The following is a 16,207-nucleotide window of genomic DNA, read 5'->3' on the forward strand; positions in this document are numbered from 1 at the left end:
ACGTGCGGCCGAGGAGCAGAGTGGTGCTCTCGCGGCCTGGCATCGTGTGGAACGGGCGCTCGGTAGCCTCCCTGACCCGTGCGGCTCGACTTGGTGTCGGGCGATGTGCGCTTCCGACTCGGGTGTCCACAGGATGGCATCGAACACGACTCAGCGTATCACGATCGTAATGCGACACATTCGGTCGGCGAGTCGGTGTGGAAAGGGGCTGGTCAACGCCGCCGGTAGGTAGTCTGCGCGGCATGACAGCACGTTCTCTTCGTCGATTCGTGTCTGCAGTGTTCCTGGCAGCCGCGATTCCAGTGGTATCGCCCATCCAGTCCGCTTACGCGGCGCCGTGTTCCGATGTGGAGGTGGTGTTCGCGCGGGGAACCGCGGAGCCGGGTGGGGTGGTCGGGGTGACCGGGATGTCCTTTGTCGAGGCGCTACGGGCGAATGCCGGTGGGCGGTCGGTGGGGGTTTATGGGGTCGACTATCCAGCCAGTAGTGATTTCGCGGATCGGCTGGGGTTCGCGCAGTCGGTGGTGCGCGGGATCGACGATGCGCAGCGGCGAGTGGAGTTCGTCGCGGCGAATTGTCCCGGCACGCGGATCGTGCTCGGCGGGTATTCGCAGGGTGCGGCGCTGGCCGGGTTCGCGACGGGTGCCGGTGTGCCCGAGGGGGTTCCGCCGGAATACGAGCGGTACCTGCCCGAACCGATGCGGGGCGAGGTGGTCGAGCACGTCGCCGCCGTCGTGCTGTTCGGCAAGCCCTCCGAGCGGTTCCTGCGTGACGCGGCGGCCCCGGCGCTGTCGATCGGCGCGTCCTACCGGAACAAGACCATCGACCTGTGCATCGACGGCGACAACATCTGCGACGGTTCGCCGCTGGCCTACCCCAATGCCCTGCACACCCTCTACAGCGTCAACGGAATGACCGTCACCGCAGCCCAATTCGCGGCCCAGCGCTTCTGAAACGTACCGAGAACAACGAAAAGGCCGGTTGCACAAAGCAACCGGCCTTTTCTGATCAGCTACGTCAGCTGTAGATCTTGTCGACCTCACCGGCGTACTGCTTCATGACGACGGCGCGCTTGAGCGACATCTTCGGGGTGAGCTCGCCCGTCTCCTGGGTCCAGTCGACCGGGAGGATACGGATCTTCTTGATGGCCTCGGCCTTGGAGACCTTCTTGTTGGTCTCGTCGACGGCGGCCTGGATCTCGGCGACCAGCGCCTCGTTCTCGATCAGCTTCTCGATCGCGGTGTCGGCGGCGACACCGTTGCGGTCCTTCCAGCCCGGCAGGGCCTCGGGATCGAGGGTGATCAGGGCGCCGATGAACGGCTGACCGTCACCGACGACCATCACCTGGCTGATCAGCGGGTGCGCGCGCAGGGAGTCCTCGAGCACGGCGGGGGAGACGTTCTTGCCGCCCGCGGTGACCAGGATTTCCTTCTTGCGGCCCGTGATGGTGATGAAGCCGTCGGCGTCGATGGCACCCAGGTCGCCGGTCTTGAACCAGCCGTCCTCGAACGCTTCGGCGGTGGCTTCGTCGTTCTTCCAGTAGCCGCCGAACACGACCGAACCCTTGAGCAGCAGCTCGCCGTCCTCGGCGATCTTGGCGGCGTGGCCCTGGATCGGGCGACCCACCGAACCGACCCGGATGTGGGTCGGGGTGTTCACGCTGAACGCGGCGGTGGTCTCGGTCAGGCCGTAGCCCTCGTAGATGGTGACGCCGACGCCACGGAAGAAGTGGCCGAGGCGCGCGCCCAGAGGGCCACCACCGGACACGGCCGCCAGGCACTGACCACCGAGAGCGGCACGCAGCTTGCTGTAGACCAGCTTGTCGAAGACGAAGTGCTTGAGCTTGAGCAGCAGGTCGGGGCTGCCCTTCTCGAGCGCCTCGCTGTAGGCGATGGCCGTCTCGGCGGCGGCGTCGAAGATCTTGCCCTTGCCGCCGTCGTGCGCCTTCTGCTTGGCCGAGTTGTAGACCTTCTCGAACACGCGCGGCACCGAGAGGATGAAGTCCGGCTTGAACTCACCGAACTGTTCGACCAGCGTGGTCCAGTCCGAGGAGTGGCGGATGGTCACCTTGGAATCGAAGGCGATCAGCGCCACCGCGCGGGCGAACACGTGCGCCAGCGGCAGGAACAGCAGGGTCTTCTGGCCCTCGGCGACGAACGCGCTGAGCTCGATGCCACCCGAGCGCGACTCGGCCCACAGGTTGGCGTGGGTGAGCTGCACGCCCTTGGGCTTGCCGGTGGTGCCCGAGGTGTAGATCAGGGTGGCGGGCGAGGCCGCGCCGACCTGCTTGCGGCGCTCGTGCACCACGGCATCGTCGAGGTCGGCACCACGCTCGGTCAGGGTGTCGACGGCGCCCTTGTCGATCTGCAGGGTCTCGTCGAGCGCGGGCAGCGACGCGGCGTCGATCTCGTCGATGGTCGCCTTGTGCTTGTCGTTCTCGACGACCAGCAGCTTGGTCTCGGAATCCTGCAGGATCCACTTGGCCTGCTCGGCGGCCGAGCTGTCGTAGATCGCGACGGTCACGCCACCGGCGGCCCAGATCGCGAAGTCGAGCAGCGTCCACTCGTATCGCGTGGCCGCCATGATCGCGACCCGGTCGCCCAGTTCGACGCCGGAGGCGATCAGGCCCTTGGCGACGCCGGTGACGGCTTTCGCGAATTGTGCCGCCGTGACGTCATTCCAGCCGCCGCTGCCGTTCGGAACGTTGAACAACACCGCGTTCGGCGTCTCCTCGCCGAAGCGGAAGACGTTGTCGGAATTGTTCGCATCGTCCGGGATGGTGTAGGAAGCCGGAACTTCGAACTCTCGCATCAGTGCCCTTCCAGTGGGTTCTACTCGCCAGTAATCTACGACACGTTCGGCCCGCTTGCGATATCGCCGCCCGAAATGCCCGTCACCTGGCTTTATCGTAAGTCGTCTATCGATACGGGCTGGATTGCTTCCCGCAGGAAGTCCGCGAGTTCGCGCAGCGCGAGCGCGGCCTCGGCGACCAGCGCGGCCTGCAGTTGCGCGACGTGCCAAAGGCCGCGGGTTTCGGTGAAACGGACGTGCACGCCCGCTCCACGCAGGGCCGAGACGAGCGTGCGGCACTGGTCGTGCAGAAGTTCGCTCACATCGACCTGCACATAGGTGGGTGGCAGGCCGATCAGGTTGCCCGACAGCGGGGCGTAACCCGCTGTGGTGGCGTCGCCGTCGCCGAGGTAGTGGGCGGCGCACAGTCGCGACCACGCCCGGTTGATCACCAGGTCACGGTCGCGGCTCGGCGGGTCGGTGGGGTCGACCCACGGTGCGATGAGCCCGAGCGCGGCCGGGGTCATCTTGTGGCGTTCGATCAGCCGCTGGGCCAGCGCGAGCGCGAGTCCACCGCCCGCCGAATCGCCGGCCAGACAGATCTGATCCGGCTGGTAGCCGACGTTGTTCACCAGATCGAGGAACGCGGCCTCGGCGTCGTCGAGGCCGGCCGGGAAGGGGTGCTCGGGCGCCAGCCGGTAGTCCAGCGAGTACACCGCACAGCAACTCTCCAGCGCCAGCCTGGCGACCAGGGAGCGGTGGGTGGCCAGCGAACCGACCACGTAACCGCCGCCGTGCAGGTACAGGATCGCGCCCGCCGCGCGCTCCGGCGGGACGGCCCGGGTACGCGAACCCGGGATCGCGATCTCGGCGATCACCCGCTCGGCGGGGCGCCCACCCAGCTGCAACTGCTGCACGACGGCGCCGTCGGGCATGAACTGCAGCCGGGAGGACACGTCGAGCAGGGTGCGCTGCACGGCGACGGGCAGTCGCGCGTGCAGCGTCACCCGGAACACCGGATCGAGCAGCGCGCGAACCACCGGCAGCGGAATCTTGAACTCGCGCATGGCGTTTTCCTGGATCTCGAGAGGGTCAGTGCGGCATGAAGCGGCCGTTGACAGCGGCCGAGATCCGGTTGTAGCCCGAAGCCAGGAAGCGCACGCTCACGTCGAGCACCTTGGCCTCCCAGCCGATCAGCACGCGCGCGTGACCCTTGCGCACACCCTCGGTGATGGTCTGCGCGGCCATCTCCGGGCTGTGGATCGCCAGGTACTTGTCGAACAGCGACGCGGTGTTGGCCTTGTCGATGCCCTCGGCGTAGGTGGCGTTGCGGGCGACGGCGGTCTTGATGCCGCCGGGATGCACGCAGGTGACCTGCACGGGCGTCTTCGAGACCTTCATCTCCTGGTACAGCGCCTCGGTGAAGCCGCGCACCGCGAACTTGGCCGAGTTGTAGGCCGCCTGGCCCGGCACGGTGACCAGACCGAACAGGCTCGACACGTTGACCACGTGGCCGTCACCGGACTCGATCAGCATCGGCAGGAACGCCTTGGTGCCGTTGACGACACCCCAGAAGTCCACGTCCATGATGCGTTCGATGTCTTTGAACTCGGTCTTCACCACGTCGCCGTGGTAGGCGATGCCCGCGTTGTTGTACACCTGGTGCACCACGCCGAAGTGCTGCTTCACCGAGTCGGCGTAGACCAGGAAAGCCTCGCGCTCGGCCACGTTGAGCCGGTCGGACTTCACCTGCGCGCCCAGTGCCTCGCACAGCCGGACGGTCTCGGCCAGGCCTTCGGTGTCGATATCGCTCAGTGCCAGCTTGGCGCCGCGCTTGGCCAGGTTCTCGGCCAGCGCGCGCCCGATGCCGGAGCCGGCACCGGTGATCACACATACCTTGTTCGTGAAGTAAGCATCTTTGCTCACTGTGCTGCCACCACTTTCAGATCGGCGCCGGGGGCGTCTGCGGTTGTCGTATTGTAGGCGGAAACGTCGAAATGCTTTGTGATCCTGCGGAATTCGAACGTGAAGTCCGGCCACAGGGTGGTGTTGTTGCCGTGCTTGTCGAGGTACCAGCTGGCGCAGCCGCCGGTATTCCAGACCGACTTGGCGAGCTTGTTCTGCAAGCCGGTGTTGTACTCGCGCAGAATGTCTTCGCGTACCTCGACAGTTTTCAGGCCGAGTTTGTCGATGGTAGCCAGGGCATCGCTGACGTAATTGATCTGCGATTCGATCATGTACACCATCGAGGTGTGCCCCAGGCCCACATTCGGGCCGACCAGGAAGAACATATTCGGGAAGTTCGCGATCGCCGAACCCTTGTAGGCCTGCTGGCCGATCTCGTCGAACACCTCCGACAGGGTGCGCCCGTCGCGGCCGACGATGTTGTTGTAGGTCGGCGAATCGGTGACGTGGAAGCCGGTGGCCACGATCAGGGCGTCGATCTCGCGCTCGGTGCCGTCCTCGGTGACGATCGAGCCCGGCTTCACCTCGGCGATGCCGTCGGTGATCACGTCGACATTGTCGCGATCGAGCGCCGGGTAGTACTCGTTGGAGATCAGCATGCGCTTGCAGCCGATCCGGTAGTTCGGGGTGACCTTCTTGCGCAGTTCGGGGTCGCGGATCTCGAGCTGCAGCTTGGCGCGCGAGAGGGCTTCGAAGCCCTTCATCAGCACCGGGAACTTGGCCAGGCCGACGACCTGGGTCTCGCGCGCGGCGTAGATGGCGGCGCGGCTGAGGCGCTGCACGCCCGGAATGTGCTTGAACGCCAGGCGTTCCGGCAGCAGGTAGGGGCGGTCCATCCGCGGCAGCAGCCAGGGGGCGGTGCGCTGGTAGACGTCGAGGGTGGCGACCTTGTCCGCGATGGCGGGCACGATCTGGATCGCCGAGGCGCCGGTGCCGATCACGGCGACGCGCTTGCCGGTGAGGTCGGCGTCGTGGTTCCACTGCGCGGAGTGGAAGATCTCGCCCTCGAACTCGTTGATGCCCTTGATGTCGGGCAGCGCGGGCTCGCAGAGGGCGCCGACCGCGCTGACGACGGTGTCGGCGGTGAATTCGCCCTGCGTGGAGCTGATCTCCCAGCGGCTGGTCTCGTTGTTCCAGTGCACGCGGCGCACGTCGCAGTCGAAGACGTGCCGGTCGAGCACGTCGTAGCGCTCCGCGACGCTCTTGATGTAGGCCTGGATCTCGCCCTGGCGCGAGAACGAGCGGGTCCAGTCCGGGTTCAGCGCGAAGGAGTACGAGTACAGGTGCGAAGGCACGTCGCAGGCGGCGCCCGGATAGGTGTTGTCACGCCAGGTGCCGCCGACCTCGCTGCCCCGCTCGAGCACGAGGAAGTCCTCGCGACCCTGCTGGGACAGGCGGATGGCCAGGCCGAGACCGGCGAAACCGCTGCCGATGATGATCGTCTTCACGTGGCGGGCGCGGTTGTCGACGGTTCGGGGTTCGACAACGTTGTCTGTAACCTTGCGACTCATGTAATGCAGACTACGTCGCTATTGAGCCGGAGTCAACAGCTATTGAGCATAGTTCAGTAGTGGCTAGGATGGTCGATGTGAGTAGCAGAAGTTCGGGAGCGACCAAGCGTGTCCGGCTCGGCCCGGAGGAGCGGCGACTGCAGCTGATCCACCTCGGCGCCGAGATGCTGGCCGATCGACCGCTCGAGGACATCTCGGTCGACGACATCGCCAAGCAGGCGGGCATCTCACGGGGTCTGCTGTTCCACTACTTCGCCTCCAAGCAGGAGTTCCACGAGGCGATCGCGCGGCACGTGAGCACCGAGTTCTACACCGCCGTGATGCCCGACCGCGAGTTGTCGCTGTTCGACATGCTGCGCGATTCGATCGAACGGTTCGTCGACTACGCCATCGGCCATTCCGCGGCCTACCACTCGGTGTTGCGCGGACCCGCCAGCCGCACCCCCGACATGACCGACTACGTCAACGAGACCCGCGGCGCCATCGCCGATCTCATCGTCAGCGAACTGCCGCTGCCGCCCGACGACCCCGACCTGGCGCGACTCACCCTCGCGATCCGCGGCTGGATCGCGTTCGTGGAGGAGACGATTCTGACCTGGATGGTCGAAAAGCCCATCAGCCGTGAACACTTGGTGGACTTGCTGGTGGAATCCCTCCCGGCGCTGGCCTTGAGTCCCGCGTTGATCACCGCGCTGCGAGGCTGAGTTCTACTGCCCTCGGAACTCGAGGTGGACTATCCGGAGTTCGGCGGTTCGCTCGTCCACTATCACATCGCGGATCATGGAATCGCCCTCCTTCGAGACGAAAAGATCCTGCGCTTTCACCACGTTCGGTGAGGTCTCCAACGATGGTCCCGCGATCACCGCATCGAGATCAGGGTCGATCGAATACCTCTTCTCGAATGGTGCGCTGTACTTCGACTGCTCCAGCATCCAAGCCAAGCCGGTCGGTGAGGTCTCGACAACGAGATTGTATGTGGGGTCGTCGAGGGCTTGTTTCCGTACGAGTAACACCTCGCCCTCCGGGGGCAACGACCAGTCCCCGAATTCCGTGGCTTCTGCTACGAGTTCGGGGCTGGCCGACGAGATGGGAGGCTCCTGTTCCCGAACGACGACCGGTCCGGTGCATCCGGCTACCGACAGTCCGATAATGACAGTCGCGAACATCCGGTTCGAGAGCTTCGCCACGCGGGGCATTACCGCGCTCACCGGCTTGGGTCCGATCGCGTGCCGCCGCGCCCCCCGGCTGGCCCCGGCAGGTCGAGTGTTCCCGTAACGGGCAGCTCGCCCTCGAACTGCTGGGCGGTCGACGTGCCGTACTGATCGAATTCCTTGGCCAGACCCGCCGTGTGCAACGCGCCCATCCGAGCGTCGGTGATTTCGATTCCCAAGATTTCGACGGCCTTTCCGCCATCCCAGTTGTACCGATCAAACAGGTGTACCTGATAACTCATCGAAATGCGAGGTCGGCCGCCGGATTCCGCCGGTGTCGTTGTTACGACGCCGGTTGCGGAGACCTCGACCCCGGCCATCGCGAGGAACCAGTCCTGACTCGCCTCCTGGCTGATGTAGTAGTCCAGCCACTCGGAGGTGAACGCGACGGTCTGGTTATGGTTGGCCGGGTTGTTGGCGACCTGGCTGACCGCGTGTGTGACGACCTTGTCTGCCCAATCCTTCAGTCCGGGTAGATCGTTCATGGCTTCATCCGGGCTGATCGTGAAATCGTCGCCGGAATTGGCGAGGTAGTGGCGCATGCCTGCCGCCGCGTGAGTGAGGCCGGCGGCGTCGGCCGCCAGCTGTGCGCGCAAGGCGACGTTGAAGAAGATGAGATCGTCTGCGCGGCTGTAGATTGGCTGCGAACCGTGGCCGCCCGCCCCGGAGTCGGGCTTCGGCGGGGTCGGCATAGGCGGGATCTGTGGTGACATCGGAGTCCTTCATGCTGCGAGTTCTGGTGGGTCGATGGGCTGATGTCACACGCGGTCGTCGCCGCTCTCCTCCCACCACATCGTGTTCCCGATGCCGTAACGACGCGAACCGGGATCGGCGACCACCTTGTCCGGCAGCTCGAAATCGCCCGGGTTGTAGACCGGCGCTGTTCGCCCTGACGAGTAGTCCAGTGCGGTCGAGAGCTTGTCGAGAATGGTAATAATCGCGTTCTTGCGCGCATCCGCTGCGGTTTTCAATTCGTCTGTGCCCGTGGTGATCTGCGACTTCAGGCCTGTCGGCAGCGGATCGTTCACCTGCGCGGCCCATGCGCCGAGTGGGAAGGAGGCGTCCTGGTAGGCGATGGTCTGCAGGATTCGGCTGGTGAGATCCGTCGTCTGGTTGTAGACGAGACGTTCCAGGCACAGACCGCCGTTCTCGACGATCTTCGAGGTACTTTCCAAGTCGGTGCTGCGCACGCCCATCGTCTGCCCGAGAGTGCTCGAGGTGGCGGTGAACGACTGAGCGGCTACTCCGGTCCAGTCCGACGTCAGCCAGTTCGACCCATTGATGACGTTCTGCGCGGCGACGTAGTCGTTGGTGCCCAGCATGGCGATCCGTCTGCCGATCGTCTCGATCGACTCCCAGTCCGCGAGCAGCGGCGTGAGGTATTCCTCGGTCGGCTTGATGCCCAGCGCGACGCTCAGCGGCTCGTCATAGGGTGACAGTTGCAAGATCGTCGATGTCACCAATTGTTTCAGGGTGAACTGGTCGTCGGTGACCTCAGGGAGGTTGGGCAGTTGGATGCCGCCGAATCGGGTGGTGCCGGTGGTGTCGGGAGCCCCGGCGGCGAAATCGCCGGTAGCCGCGAGCGCTGCTGCGGATCCCTCGTCGGTGGACTGGTACGACGTCGCCGACGTCGACAGATTCGTGCCGAGCGTGTCCATCGTGGTCGTATCGGCTTGCAGCGCGGCGGAATGCGCGCTGCTGAACTTCTCCAGCGGCCCCGTCAGGTTCGCGAGAAGTCCCGACACACCAGTCGGAAGGACGATCGCGGACGTGAAGCGGGCGGCGTTAGACGATGCGTTCGCGCCGATGTCCTGGAGGTCGAGCTGGAATCCCCTGAGTCGGGATGTGTCGACCGTTACGTTGTTCACAGTGCCTCCGAAGCTGGACGGAGACAGGTCTGAACAATGTTGCATCGCAAGGACACTGGGCCCACCCCCCTATAGATCTCGCAGCGATACTAAGCCATGATCGCTCCGTCAGTCGGAGCTCTTGTGGCGGGCGCGGAAGTGGGCGCGTTCGCCCTGTTTGCCGAACAGGCTGAGGAACTCGACGGGCTGGTTGTCGGCCGCGCCGAACCAGTGCGGGACGTGGGTGTCGAATTCGGCTGCCTCGCCGGGGGTGAGGACGATATCGTGGTCGCCGAGGATCAGGCGTAGACGGCCGTTGAGAACGTAGAGCCATTCGTAGCCCTCATGTGTTTGGGGTGTGTCGGGCCGGTCGCGTGCGCCCGGGGGGATGACGATCTTGTAGGCCTGGATACCGCCCGCGCGTTTGGTGAGCGGGAGCATCGTCATGCCGTGCCTGGTCACCGGGCGTAGGTGGATGCGTGGGTCGCCGGTGGGTGGGGCGTCGACTAGTTCGTCGAGGGTCACGCCGTGGGCCTTGGCCAGGGGGAGCAGCAGTTCCAGGGTGGGTTTGCGGTCGCCCGATTCCAGGCGCGACAGGGTGCTCACCGAGATCCCGGTCTCGGTGGACAGGTCGGCGAGGGTGGTCTGGCGCTGTTTGCGCAGGGCGCGCAGACGGGGGCCGACCGAGTCGAGGGTCTGTTCGAGGTCGTCCATGCCAACCAGTTTGCCATAGCGGCAAACATGCTTGCCAGTTTTTCGTCCGTTGGTGCACTGTGAATTCCCGAAGGAGGTCGACATGACAGAGCTGAACGAGTCCTACGACGTGGTGGTGATCGGCGGGGGTGCCGCCGGGCTGAACGGTGCGTTGATGCTTGCGCGGCAGCGGCGATCGGTGCTGGTGATCGATGCCGGTGCGCCGCGCAATGCGCCCGCCGACGGGGTGCACGGGCTGCTGGGGCGGGAGGGGATGCCGCCGCTGGAGCTGGTTGCGCTCGGACGCGAGGAGGTGCGTGGGTACGGGGGCCAAGTGGTGACCGGCGAGGTGGTCGCTGTCGACCGTGTCGGCGACTCCGCCTCCACCGATCCGTCCGGAAACGACGACGCCTCCCACGAATTCCGGGTGGAGTTGGCGGACGGCCGGTCCGTCTTCGCACGGCGGATCCTCGTCACCACCGGGCTCGCCGACGAGTTGCCGCCGATCGCCGGGCTCCGCGAACGCTGGGGGCACGACGTGCTGCACTGCCCGTACTGCCACGGCTGGGAGGTGCGCGATCAGCGGATCGCGGTCCTGGCGACCGGCCCGATGGCTGTCCATCAGGCGCTGCTGTTCACCCAGTTGACCGACGACATCGTGTTCCTGTCGCACACGGCTCCGGCGACTGACGAAGACGCGGAAAAGCTTGCCGCACGGGGTGTTCGCGTGGTCGACGGCGAGGTGGTCGAGGTGCTCGCCGACGGCGGAAAGCTGAGTGGCGTCCGGCTTGCCGACGGCAGCGTGATCGACCGGGACGCCCTGGTCGTCGGCCCCCGCTTCAGCACCCGCGCCACCTTCCTCACCGACTTCGGCCTCACCCCCGAACCCCATCCGAGCGGGGTCGGCGACCACATCCCGGCCGACCCCATGGGCCGCACCTCGGTCCCCGGCGTGTGGATCGCAGGCAACGCCACCGACCCGATGGCTCAGGTCGGCGCCGCCGCGGCGGCTGGTGCGATGGCGGGTGCGCAGATCAACGCGGAGCTGGTGATGGTTGACACCGCCGAGGCTGTCGCGCGGCTCCGGGCTTCGGAAGGCGCCGCTGTCACTGGATGAGTTCCGGCCCCGGCGCATCGAACGGTGCGCCGGGACTGCTGGTCATCGGCCATTGCCGAACGTGCAGCGGGAGCGGGCTCGTCGCCTCTGCTCATCGCCCACGCGAGCGTCGTGCGAGAGCTTCGTCGATGGCGCTGGTCATCAGTGCGCGTGCGTCGTCGGCGGAGATCTGGCCGACGGTGACGTGTAGGGCCAGGCCGTCGAGGAGAGCCAGCAAAGCGCTGGCTGCCTTCGTCGGCTCGGGGTGGTAGGGGAGCAGTGTCGCGATGTGGTCGCGGAAGCCTCGGCCGTTGGTTGCCAGGGTTTCGGCGATGTGGGGGCGGACCGAGGCGAAGGCCAGGTAGCCGATCAGGGTGCGGGTGTCGGCGGTGGATTCGGCGTCGGTGGGGAGGAGGGCGGTGAGGATCTGGTGCAGGCCGGGGTCGGGGCCCGCGGCGGTGATGCGCTCGCCGATTCTGCCCGCGATGCCATCTCGGCCATCCTTTGGGCGTTCGTCGTGGTCAGTGCGGTGGAGATTCCCGCTGTGCACCTGATCATTCCGTGGGCGCCGGTCCGCCTGGCCGCACTGGCACTCGGCATCTGGGGACTGCTGTGGATGCTCGGCCTGCTCGCCGCTCATCACGTGTACCCGCACGTCCTCACCCCCGCCCACCTACGCGTTCGCTACCTGCGCCGCACAGAACTCGCGATCCCCCTCTCCGCCCTGCGCGCTGTGCGCCCCGACATGCGCGGCTACGACGAATCGAAGTCGTTGCACCGCACAGCAAATGGAACCATCGCCCTCCCGGTCGGCAGTTCCACCAACATCCGCCTGGAACTGGCCGCGCCCCACACCTTCTCCACACCGCAGGGCGACCTGACCTCGTCGACCATCGCCTTCTGGGCCGACGACCCACAAACCGCCATCGGCGCCATCAAGGCCGCGATCCCGAAGCAGCACTCCGAACCCTGATCACCCCGGTATCGGCGCATCCTCGGGAAATCGCCGCACCACCTCGATCGCCCCGACGATATTGCGGTTGAACTCGGTGAGATCCTTTGCCGGGATCCAGTATTCGAGGATCTCTCGTCCACCGGCCTGCTGAACCTGGTAGTTGTCGAGGAAGTCCGTGCGGACCTCGAATCGCGTCACGTACCCCGCGCCGGAGGCCGGAACATTCCAGTCCCGCGCGATGAGTACCGCGTACGCCTCGTTGAGCACCGGATAGAAGATCGGCTGATCCGGCAGCCTGGGAGGCCAGCTCCGCCAACCGGATTCGGCGACCAGCGTCAACTCCGCAGGCCCTGTCGGTCGCCACAGCGTCGTTGTCCTCGGCGTGCTCATCGTTGCTCCCTCGTCGGAGCGCGCACCAGCACGCACCCTATCCCGGGTCTCGTCGCCGGAGCACCTCATATTCGGCTCGGTAGATCCCGTTCCTGTCGAATCGACTGCGGCGCAACGACTTTCGCCTATCTCGGGCCGAAGGTTTCGAGGCCGGTCACGCGGAGGAGGTCGAGGGCTGTGGCGGTGGGGGTGTTGGGCGGTGCGGAGTAGATGACGATGGTTTGGTCGGTGTGGGGCACGTGCATGGCGTCGCAGTCGAGGGTGAGGGTGCCCAGGTCGGGGTGGGCGATGGTTTTGGTGAGGCTGTGCATGGTGCTGGAACGACCTGCTTGCCAGTGGGACTCGAATTCCTCGCTGCGCGTGCGTAGTTCGGTGAGCAGGCGGGTGAGGTCGGGGTCGTCGGGGTAGGTGGCCTTGACGGCACGCAGGCAGCCGACGCAGGCGGCGGCGTTGCTGTCGGCCTCCTCCGGTGTCATGACGACGCGGCTCATACCGGTGCCGAGGAAGCGCTGCCACATGATGTTCCGCTGCTCGGGCGGGATGGCGGAGAAGTCGCCCAGCAGCGCGGCCGACAGTGAATTCCAGGCGAGGATGTCGGATTTCGCGGACAGGACGAGCACCGGAAGGTCGGTGAGCCGATCCAGCAGCCGCTGGACGCTCGGCCGGATGACCATCGGAATCCGCCCCGCCTGCGGTGGTTCGGAGCCGGCGAGCCGGTAGACCAGATCCCGGTCGACATCGGTGAGCCGCAGCGCCCTGGTGAGTGCTCCGAGTACCTGATCGGACGGCTTGGGTCCACGCCCTTGTTCGAGGCGAACGATGTAATCGACACTCACGCCGGCCAGGCTCGCCACCTCCTCGCGCCGCAGCCCGCGCACCTGTCGGCAGGCTCCGGCGGGCAGGCCGACATCGACGGGCGAGAGCCGGGAGCGCGCACCGCGCAGTACCGTCGCCAATTCCGCTCTGTCCACGTTTTCCATGGTGCCGCAGGCCGGTGGTGGCGGGGTGGTACCGCGAATCCCACCCGAATTCCTCGCGTGGGCGGTGCTCGGCTGGGGACCTCGAAGCCCGGCGTGTGTGGTGTGCGCCGTCGTCGTGGAGCCGACGCCCGCTCCGGTGGTGGTGATCGCGGCGATCCTGCTGCTGCGCGGCATCCGCGTCGCCGGTGCGCGGGTCGCTTCGCCAGTTCTCGCTCGTTAGGGCGTGGTACCGCGCGTCCTATGCCTCTCCGGCACTGGAGCGTGGCTCGCCGTGGCGTGAATCTGGATGCATGACACAGACAATCGCCCTGGTGACCGGGGCAAACAAGGGACTCGGTCGCGAAACGGTTCGCCGGCTGGCGGGCTCGGGTCGGCAGGTGTTCCTCGCCGCCCGCGACACCGGGCGCGGTACGGCGGCCGCCGCCGAACTCGCCGCGACCGGTGTCGACGTCAGGTTCGTCGCGCTGGACGTGACCTCCGACGACTCCGTCATGGCCGCGGTGGACGCCGTGAAATCCGAAGCGGGCCGCCTCGATGTGCTGATCAACAACGCGGCCATCGGGGGCCCACGCACCGCACCGAGCGAGACCAGGCCCGACGACCTGCGCGAGGTGTTCGAGACCAATGTCTTCGGCCCCATTCGGGTGACCAACGCGTTCCTGCCGCTGCTGCGCCTGTCCGGGCATCCACGCATCGTGATGGTTTCCAGCGGCATCGGCTCGATCGCCACCATCACCGACCCGAAGTGGGCAGGCCTGCTGCCACCGGCCCTCGGCTACCCGAGCACCAAGGCCGCGCTGAACATGCTCACCGTCATGTACGCGAGCGAACTCGACACGATGAAGGTCAACGCCGTAGATCCCGGCTATACGGCGACCGACCTCAACGGGCACAGTGGTTTCCAGACTGTCACCGAGGGCACCGATGCGATCGTGGCCATGGCGACGATCGGCCCCGACGGACCCACCGGCGCATTCGTGGACCGCACCGGCACCGCACCGTGGTGAAGTTCGGCGCCGTGCTCGCTGCGGCGGTGCTGGTAGTAGCCGCCTATCTGATGACAACGGAGGACGCAGTGGCCGACCAGAAATCCGACACCGTGCTCTCGATCGGCCTGCACCCCAGCGCCGTCGACTACAGCCGGTACCCGCAGCTCGACGAAGCGACCCTCACCGCCCGTATCGCGGCAGGCGAGAACGCCTTGCGCGAAGCGGGTTTCGACATCGTCACCTGCCAGGTCCCGGCAGACCCCGACGCCGCCGAGGCGACGCTGCGGGACTGCGCGACGGGCAGGCCGTTCGGGGTCGCGATGATCGGCGCCGGGGTGCGGATGGCACCCGAGCACACCGTGCTGTTCGAACGCCTGATCAATGTGGCGACCGAGATCGCGCCGGGAATTCGGTTCTGCTTCAACACTTCTCCGGAGACCACCATCGACGCGCTGCGCCGCGGATTGCAAGCCCGCTGACCATCGGCAGTCGAGGCGCGCTTGCCGGGAATCGGACCTGCGGACCTCCGGCCTGGGGAAAGCGGTCCTACTTGTGGCCGCCGCCGTGGTCGTGGCCGCCGCAGGTGTCGGTGCGTCGACCGTCCGTGGCCGCCTGCCCGGCGCCGTGACCTTCCAGCGCCGCGAACGGGCCGCATTCGTGCGGGGCGATCCATACGTGCACCATCGGGTTGCCCGCGCCGGGGTTGATCGAGTTCGGCGGGCAGTTGCCCTGCTCGTCGGTCACGCCGGCGACCTGGGGGCCGTTGTCGCCTGCCTTCCAGCACAGGTTGTCGTGCACGTGCCACTGCATCAGCGGGCCCGCGTAATCGGTGAGGGCAGGGTCGTCGATCTTCTTGCCCTTGGCCATGTACATGGCCGACACCAGGGTGCGGTTCTGGCCGTCGACCCGGTAGACCAGCGATTCCGGTCGCGTCGGGTCGAGGAAGCTGTCGTCGCGGATGTAGCCGGTGTTGATCCAGTGCTCGTAGCCGGTGGCGGCATCGCCGATCGAGCGGAAGCCGAGTGCGCCGATGGTGGTGACGTCGGCGAAGGCGGGCAGTTTCGCGAGGGTGTTCTGGATCAGGGCCGTCGCGCGCTGCTCCTGTTCGGCGGTGACGCCCGGGACGCCGGAGATATCGATCGGCTTGCCCGGATCGAACGCCCGAGGCCAGGAGTCACCGTGGTCCTCGCCCGCCGCGTGCGCGTGATCGTCGCTGTCGCCGTGGCTGTGCACATGCCCGACACCGTTGAGCATGGCCGCCAGCGCCAGCACACCGACGGCCGCGGCCGCGAACCCGGACCGCATGGGCGGCAGGGTCGCGCCGGGCCGCACCAGTGCGACGGCCGCACCGAGGACAGCGAGCGCACCCAGCGCCGCGCACACGGTATCGGCGACGGCCGGTGCCTCCGCTGTCAGCCCGGTGACCCACGGGATATCGGCGAAACGGGTGAACGCCCACACCGCAACCGCGAACGCGTTCACGGCGGCCAGCGCGGACACGACGATCTTGCGATCACTCAGCAGCACCGTCAGTCCGACGGCGCATTGCGTCGCGGCGAGCACGACCATCAGCCGCGCCAGTGTGGCGTGTTCGGTGTGCATTCCGGCGGCCAGGAAGTGCACCGCCCCCGCCCCGACCGACGAGATCCCGCCGAGCAGCAGAAATCCGTTGCGTCCGCTCACCTGTTGTCTCCAATCCGGTAGTTCGCTGCGGACACTACTGCGCAACAGTGAGTGCGCAGTGCCGCATGCCTGAGAGAACTCTGTGACCCAGGTCTCC

At 66.6% G+C, this 16,207-nt stretch carries 19 protein-coding genes; 7 read left to right on the forward strand and 12 right to left on the reverse strand.

Annotated features, from left to right (window positions below):
* The first annotated feature begins 242 nt into the window (after positions 1-242).
* Positions 243-953 carry a cutinase family protein gene (locus LDL21_RS03855; protein ID WP_225278806.1) on the forward strand — a complete coding sequence of 237 codons (711 nt, stop codon included), beginning with the start codon at positions 243-245 and terminating at the stop codon, positions 951-953.
* A 64-nt stretch (positions 954-1,017) separates the two neighbouring features.
* Here LDL21_RS03855 and LDL21_RS03860 read toward each other — a convergent pair whose 3' ends face one another.
* The 4 genes from LDL21_RS03860 to LDL21_RS03875 form a co-directional block, all read right to left on the reverse strand.
* Positions 1,018-2,811 (reverse strand): AMP-dependent synthetase/ligase, encoded by a 1,794-nt coding sequence (locus tag LDL21_RS03860; RefSeq protein ID WP_225278807.1) that lies wholly within the window; start codon positions 2,809-2,811, stop codon positions 1,018-1,020.
* Between the two features lie 92 nt (positions 2,812-2,903).
* Positions 2,904-3,857: an alpha/beta hydrolase gene (locus LDL21_RS03865; RefSeq protein ID WP_067491255.1), complete on the reverse strand. Its 954-nt coding sequence runs from the start codon at positions 3,855-3,857 to the stop codon at positions 2,904-2,906.
* Between the two features lie 25 nt (positions 3,858-3,882).
* A complete protein-coding gene (locus LDL21_RS03870) occupies positions 3,883-4,716 on the reverse strand; it encodes an SDR family NAD(P)-dependent oxidoreductase (RefSeq protein ID WP_225278808.1) in 834 nt (277 codons plus the stop codon).
* Complete coding sequence (locus LDL21_RS03875) at positions 4,713-6,266, reverse strand: flavin-containing monooxygenase (RefSeq protein ID WP_225278809.1); 1,554 nt, start codon at positions 6,264-6,266, stop codon at positions 4,713-4,715. The genes LDL21_RS03870 and LDL21_RS03875 overlap by 4 nt, the downstream gene beginning before the upstream one ends.
* A gap of 68 nt (positions 6,267-6,334) precedes the next feature.
* On the opposite strand from LDL21_RS03875, the gene LDL21_RS03880 reads away from it, so the two are divergent.
* Positions 6,335-6,970 (forward strand): TetR/AcrR family transcriptional regulator, encoded by a 636-nt coding sequence (locus LDL21_RS03880; RefSeq protein ID WP_225279225.1) that lies wholly within the window; start codon positions 6,335-6,337, stop codon positions 6,968-6,970.
* Between the two features lie 3 nt (positions 6,971-6,973).
* On the opposite strand, the gene LDL21_RS03885 is transcribed toward LDL21_RS03880, so the two are convergent.
* From LDL21_RS03885 to LDL21_RS03900, 4 genes are all read right to left on the reverse strand, one after another.
* Positions 6,974-7,453: a hypothetical protein gene (locus tag LDL21_RS03885; RefSeq protein WP_225278810.1), complete on the reverse strand. Its 480-nt coding sequence runs from the start codon at positions 7,451-7,453 to the stop codon at positions 6,974-6,976.
* A 17-nt stretch (positions 7,454-7,470) separates the two neighbouring features.
* Complete coding sequence (locus tag LDL21_RS03890) at positions 7,471-8,190, reverse strand: hypothetical protein (protein WP_225278811.1); 720 nt, start codon at positions 8,188-8,190, stop codon at positions 7,471-7,473.
* Positions 8,191-8,235: 45 nt separating this feature from the next.
* Entirely contained in the window at positions 8,236-9,222 is a 987-nt protein-coding gene (locus LDL21_RS03895; protein WP_372462131.1) for a hypothetical protein, read from the reverse strand.
* A 231-nt stretch (positions 9,223-9,453) separates the two neighbouring features.
* Positions 9,454-10,038: a helix-turn-helix domain-containing protein gene (locus LDL21_RS03900; RefSeq protein WP_225278813.1), complete on the reverse strand. Its 585-nt coding sequence runs from the start codon at positions 10,036-10,038 to the stop codon at positions 9,454-9,456.
* Positions 10,039-10,120: 82 nt separating this feature from the next.
* Here LDL21_RS03900 and LDL21_RS03905 point away from each other — a divergent pair, with 82 nt between their 5' ends.
* Positions 10,121-11,134 carry an NAD(P)/FAD-dependent oxidoreductase gene (locus LDL21_RS03905; RefSeq protein ID WP_225278814.1) on the forward strand — a complete coding sequence of 338 codons (1,014 nt, stop codon included), beginning with the start codon at positions 10,121-10,123 and terminating at the stop codon, positions 11,132-11,134.
* Positions 11,135-11,225: 91 nt separating this feature from the next.
* Here the strand turns inward: LDL21_RS03905 and LDL21_RS03910 are convergent, their stop codons facing one another.
* On the reverse strand, positions 11,226-11,663 hold the full coding sequence (locus LDL21_RS03910; RefSeq protein ID WP_225278815.1) for a TetR family transcriptional regulator C-terminal domain-containing protein: 438 nt from the start codon (positions 11,661-11,663) through the stop codon (positions 11,226-11,228).
* Here LDL21_RS03910 and LDL21_RS03915 point away from each other — a divergent pair.
* Positions 11,643-12,086 carry a hypothetical protein gene (locus tag LDL21_RS03915; RefSeq protein ID WP_225278816.1) on the forward strand — a complete coding sequence of 148 codons (444 nt, stop codon included), beginning with the start codon at positions 11,643-11,645 and terminating at the stop codon, positions 12,084-12,086. The two genes, LDL21_RS03910 and LDL21_RS03915, sit on opposite strands and share 21 nt — an antisense overlap.
* Here the strand turns inward: LDL21_RS03915 and LDL21_RS03920 are convergent, their stop codons facing one another.
* Positions 12,087-12,458, reverse strand: a complete 372-nt coding sequence (locus LDL21_RS03920) for an ADP-ribosylation/crystallin J1 (RefSeq protein ID WP_225278817.1) — start codon at positions 12,456-12,458, stop codon at positions 12,087-12,089. It abuts the gene before it with no gap.
* 125 nt (positions 12,459-12,583) lie between these two features.
* Positions 12,584-13,438 (reverse strand): helix-turn-helix transcriptional regulator, encoded by an 855-nt coding sequence (locus tag LDL21_RS03925; protein WP_225278818.1) that lies wholly within the window; start codon positions 13,436-13,438, stop codon positions 12,584-12,586.
* Between the two features lie 25 nt (positions 13,439-13,463).
* Between LDL21_RS03925 and LDL21_RS03930 the strand changes: the two genes are divergently transcribed.
* The 3 genes from LDL21_RS03930 (at position 13,464) to LDL21_RS03940 (ending at position 14,906) form a co-directional block, all read left to right on the forward strand.
* Positions 13,464-13,658, forward strand: a complete 195-nt coding sequence (locus tag LDL21_RS03930) for a hypothetical protein (protein WP_225278819.1) — start codon at positions 13,464-13,466, stop codon at positions 13,656-13,658.
* 70 nt (positions 13,659-13,728) lie between these two features.
* Positions 13,729-14,445, forward strand: a complete 717-nt coding sequence (locus tag LDL21_RS03935) for an SDR family oxidoreductase (RefSeq protein ID WP_225278820.1) — start codon at positions 13,729-13,731, stop codon at positions 14,443-14,445.
* Complete coding sequence (locus LDL21_RS03940; RefSeq protein WP_225278821.1) at positions 14,442-14,906, forward strand: hypothetical protein; 465 nt, start codon at positions 14,442-14,444, stop codon at positions 14,904-14,906. Before LDL21_RS03935 ends, LDL21_RS03940 begins: the two co-directional genes overlap by 4 nt.
* 67 nt (positions 14,907-14,973) lie before the next feature.
* On the opposite strand, the gene LDL21_RS03945 is transcribed toward LDL21_RS03940, so the two are convergent.
* A complete protein-coding gene (locus LDL21_RS03945; protein WP_225278822.1) occupies positions 14,974-16,110 on the reverse strand; it encodes a hypothetical protein in 1,137 nt (378 codons plus the stop codon).
* Between the last annotated feature and the right edge of the window lie 97 nt (positions 16,111-16,207).

The sequence above is a fragment of the Nocardia rosealba genome (assembly GCF_020216065.1).
Classification (GTDB): domain Bacteria; phylum Actinomycetota; class Actinomycetes; order Mycobacteriales; family Mycobacteriaceae; genus Nocardia; species Nocardia rosealba.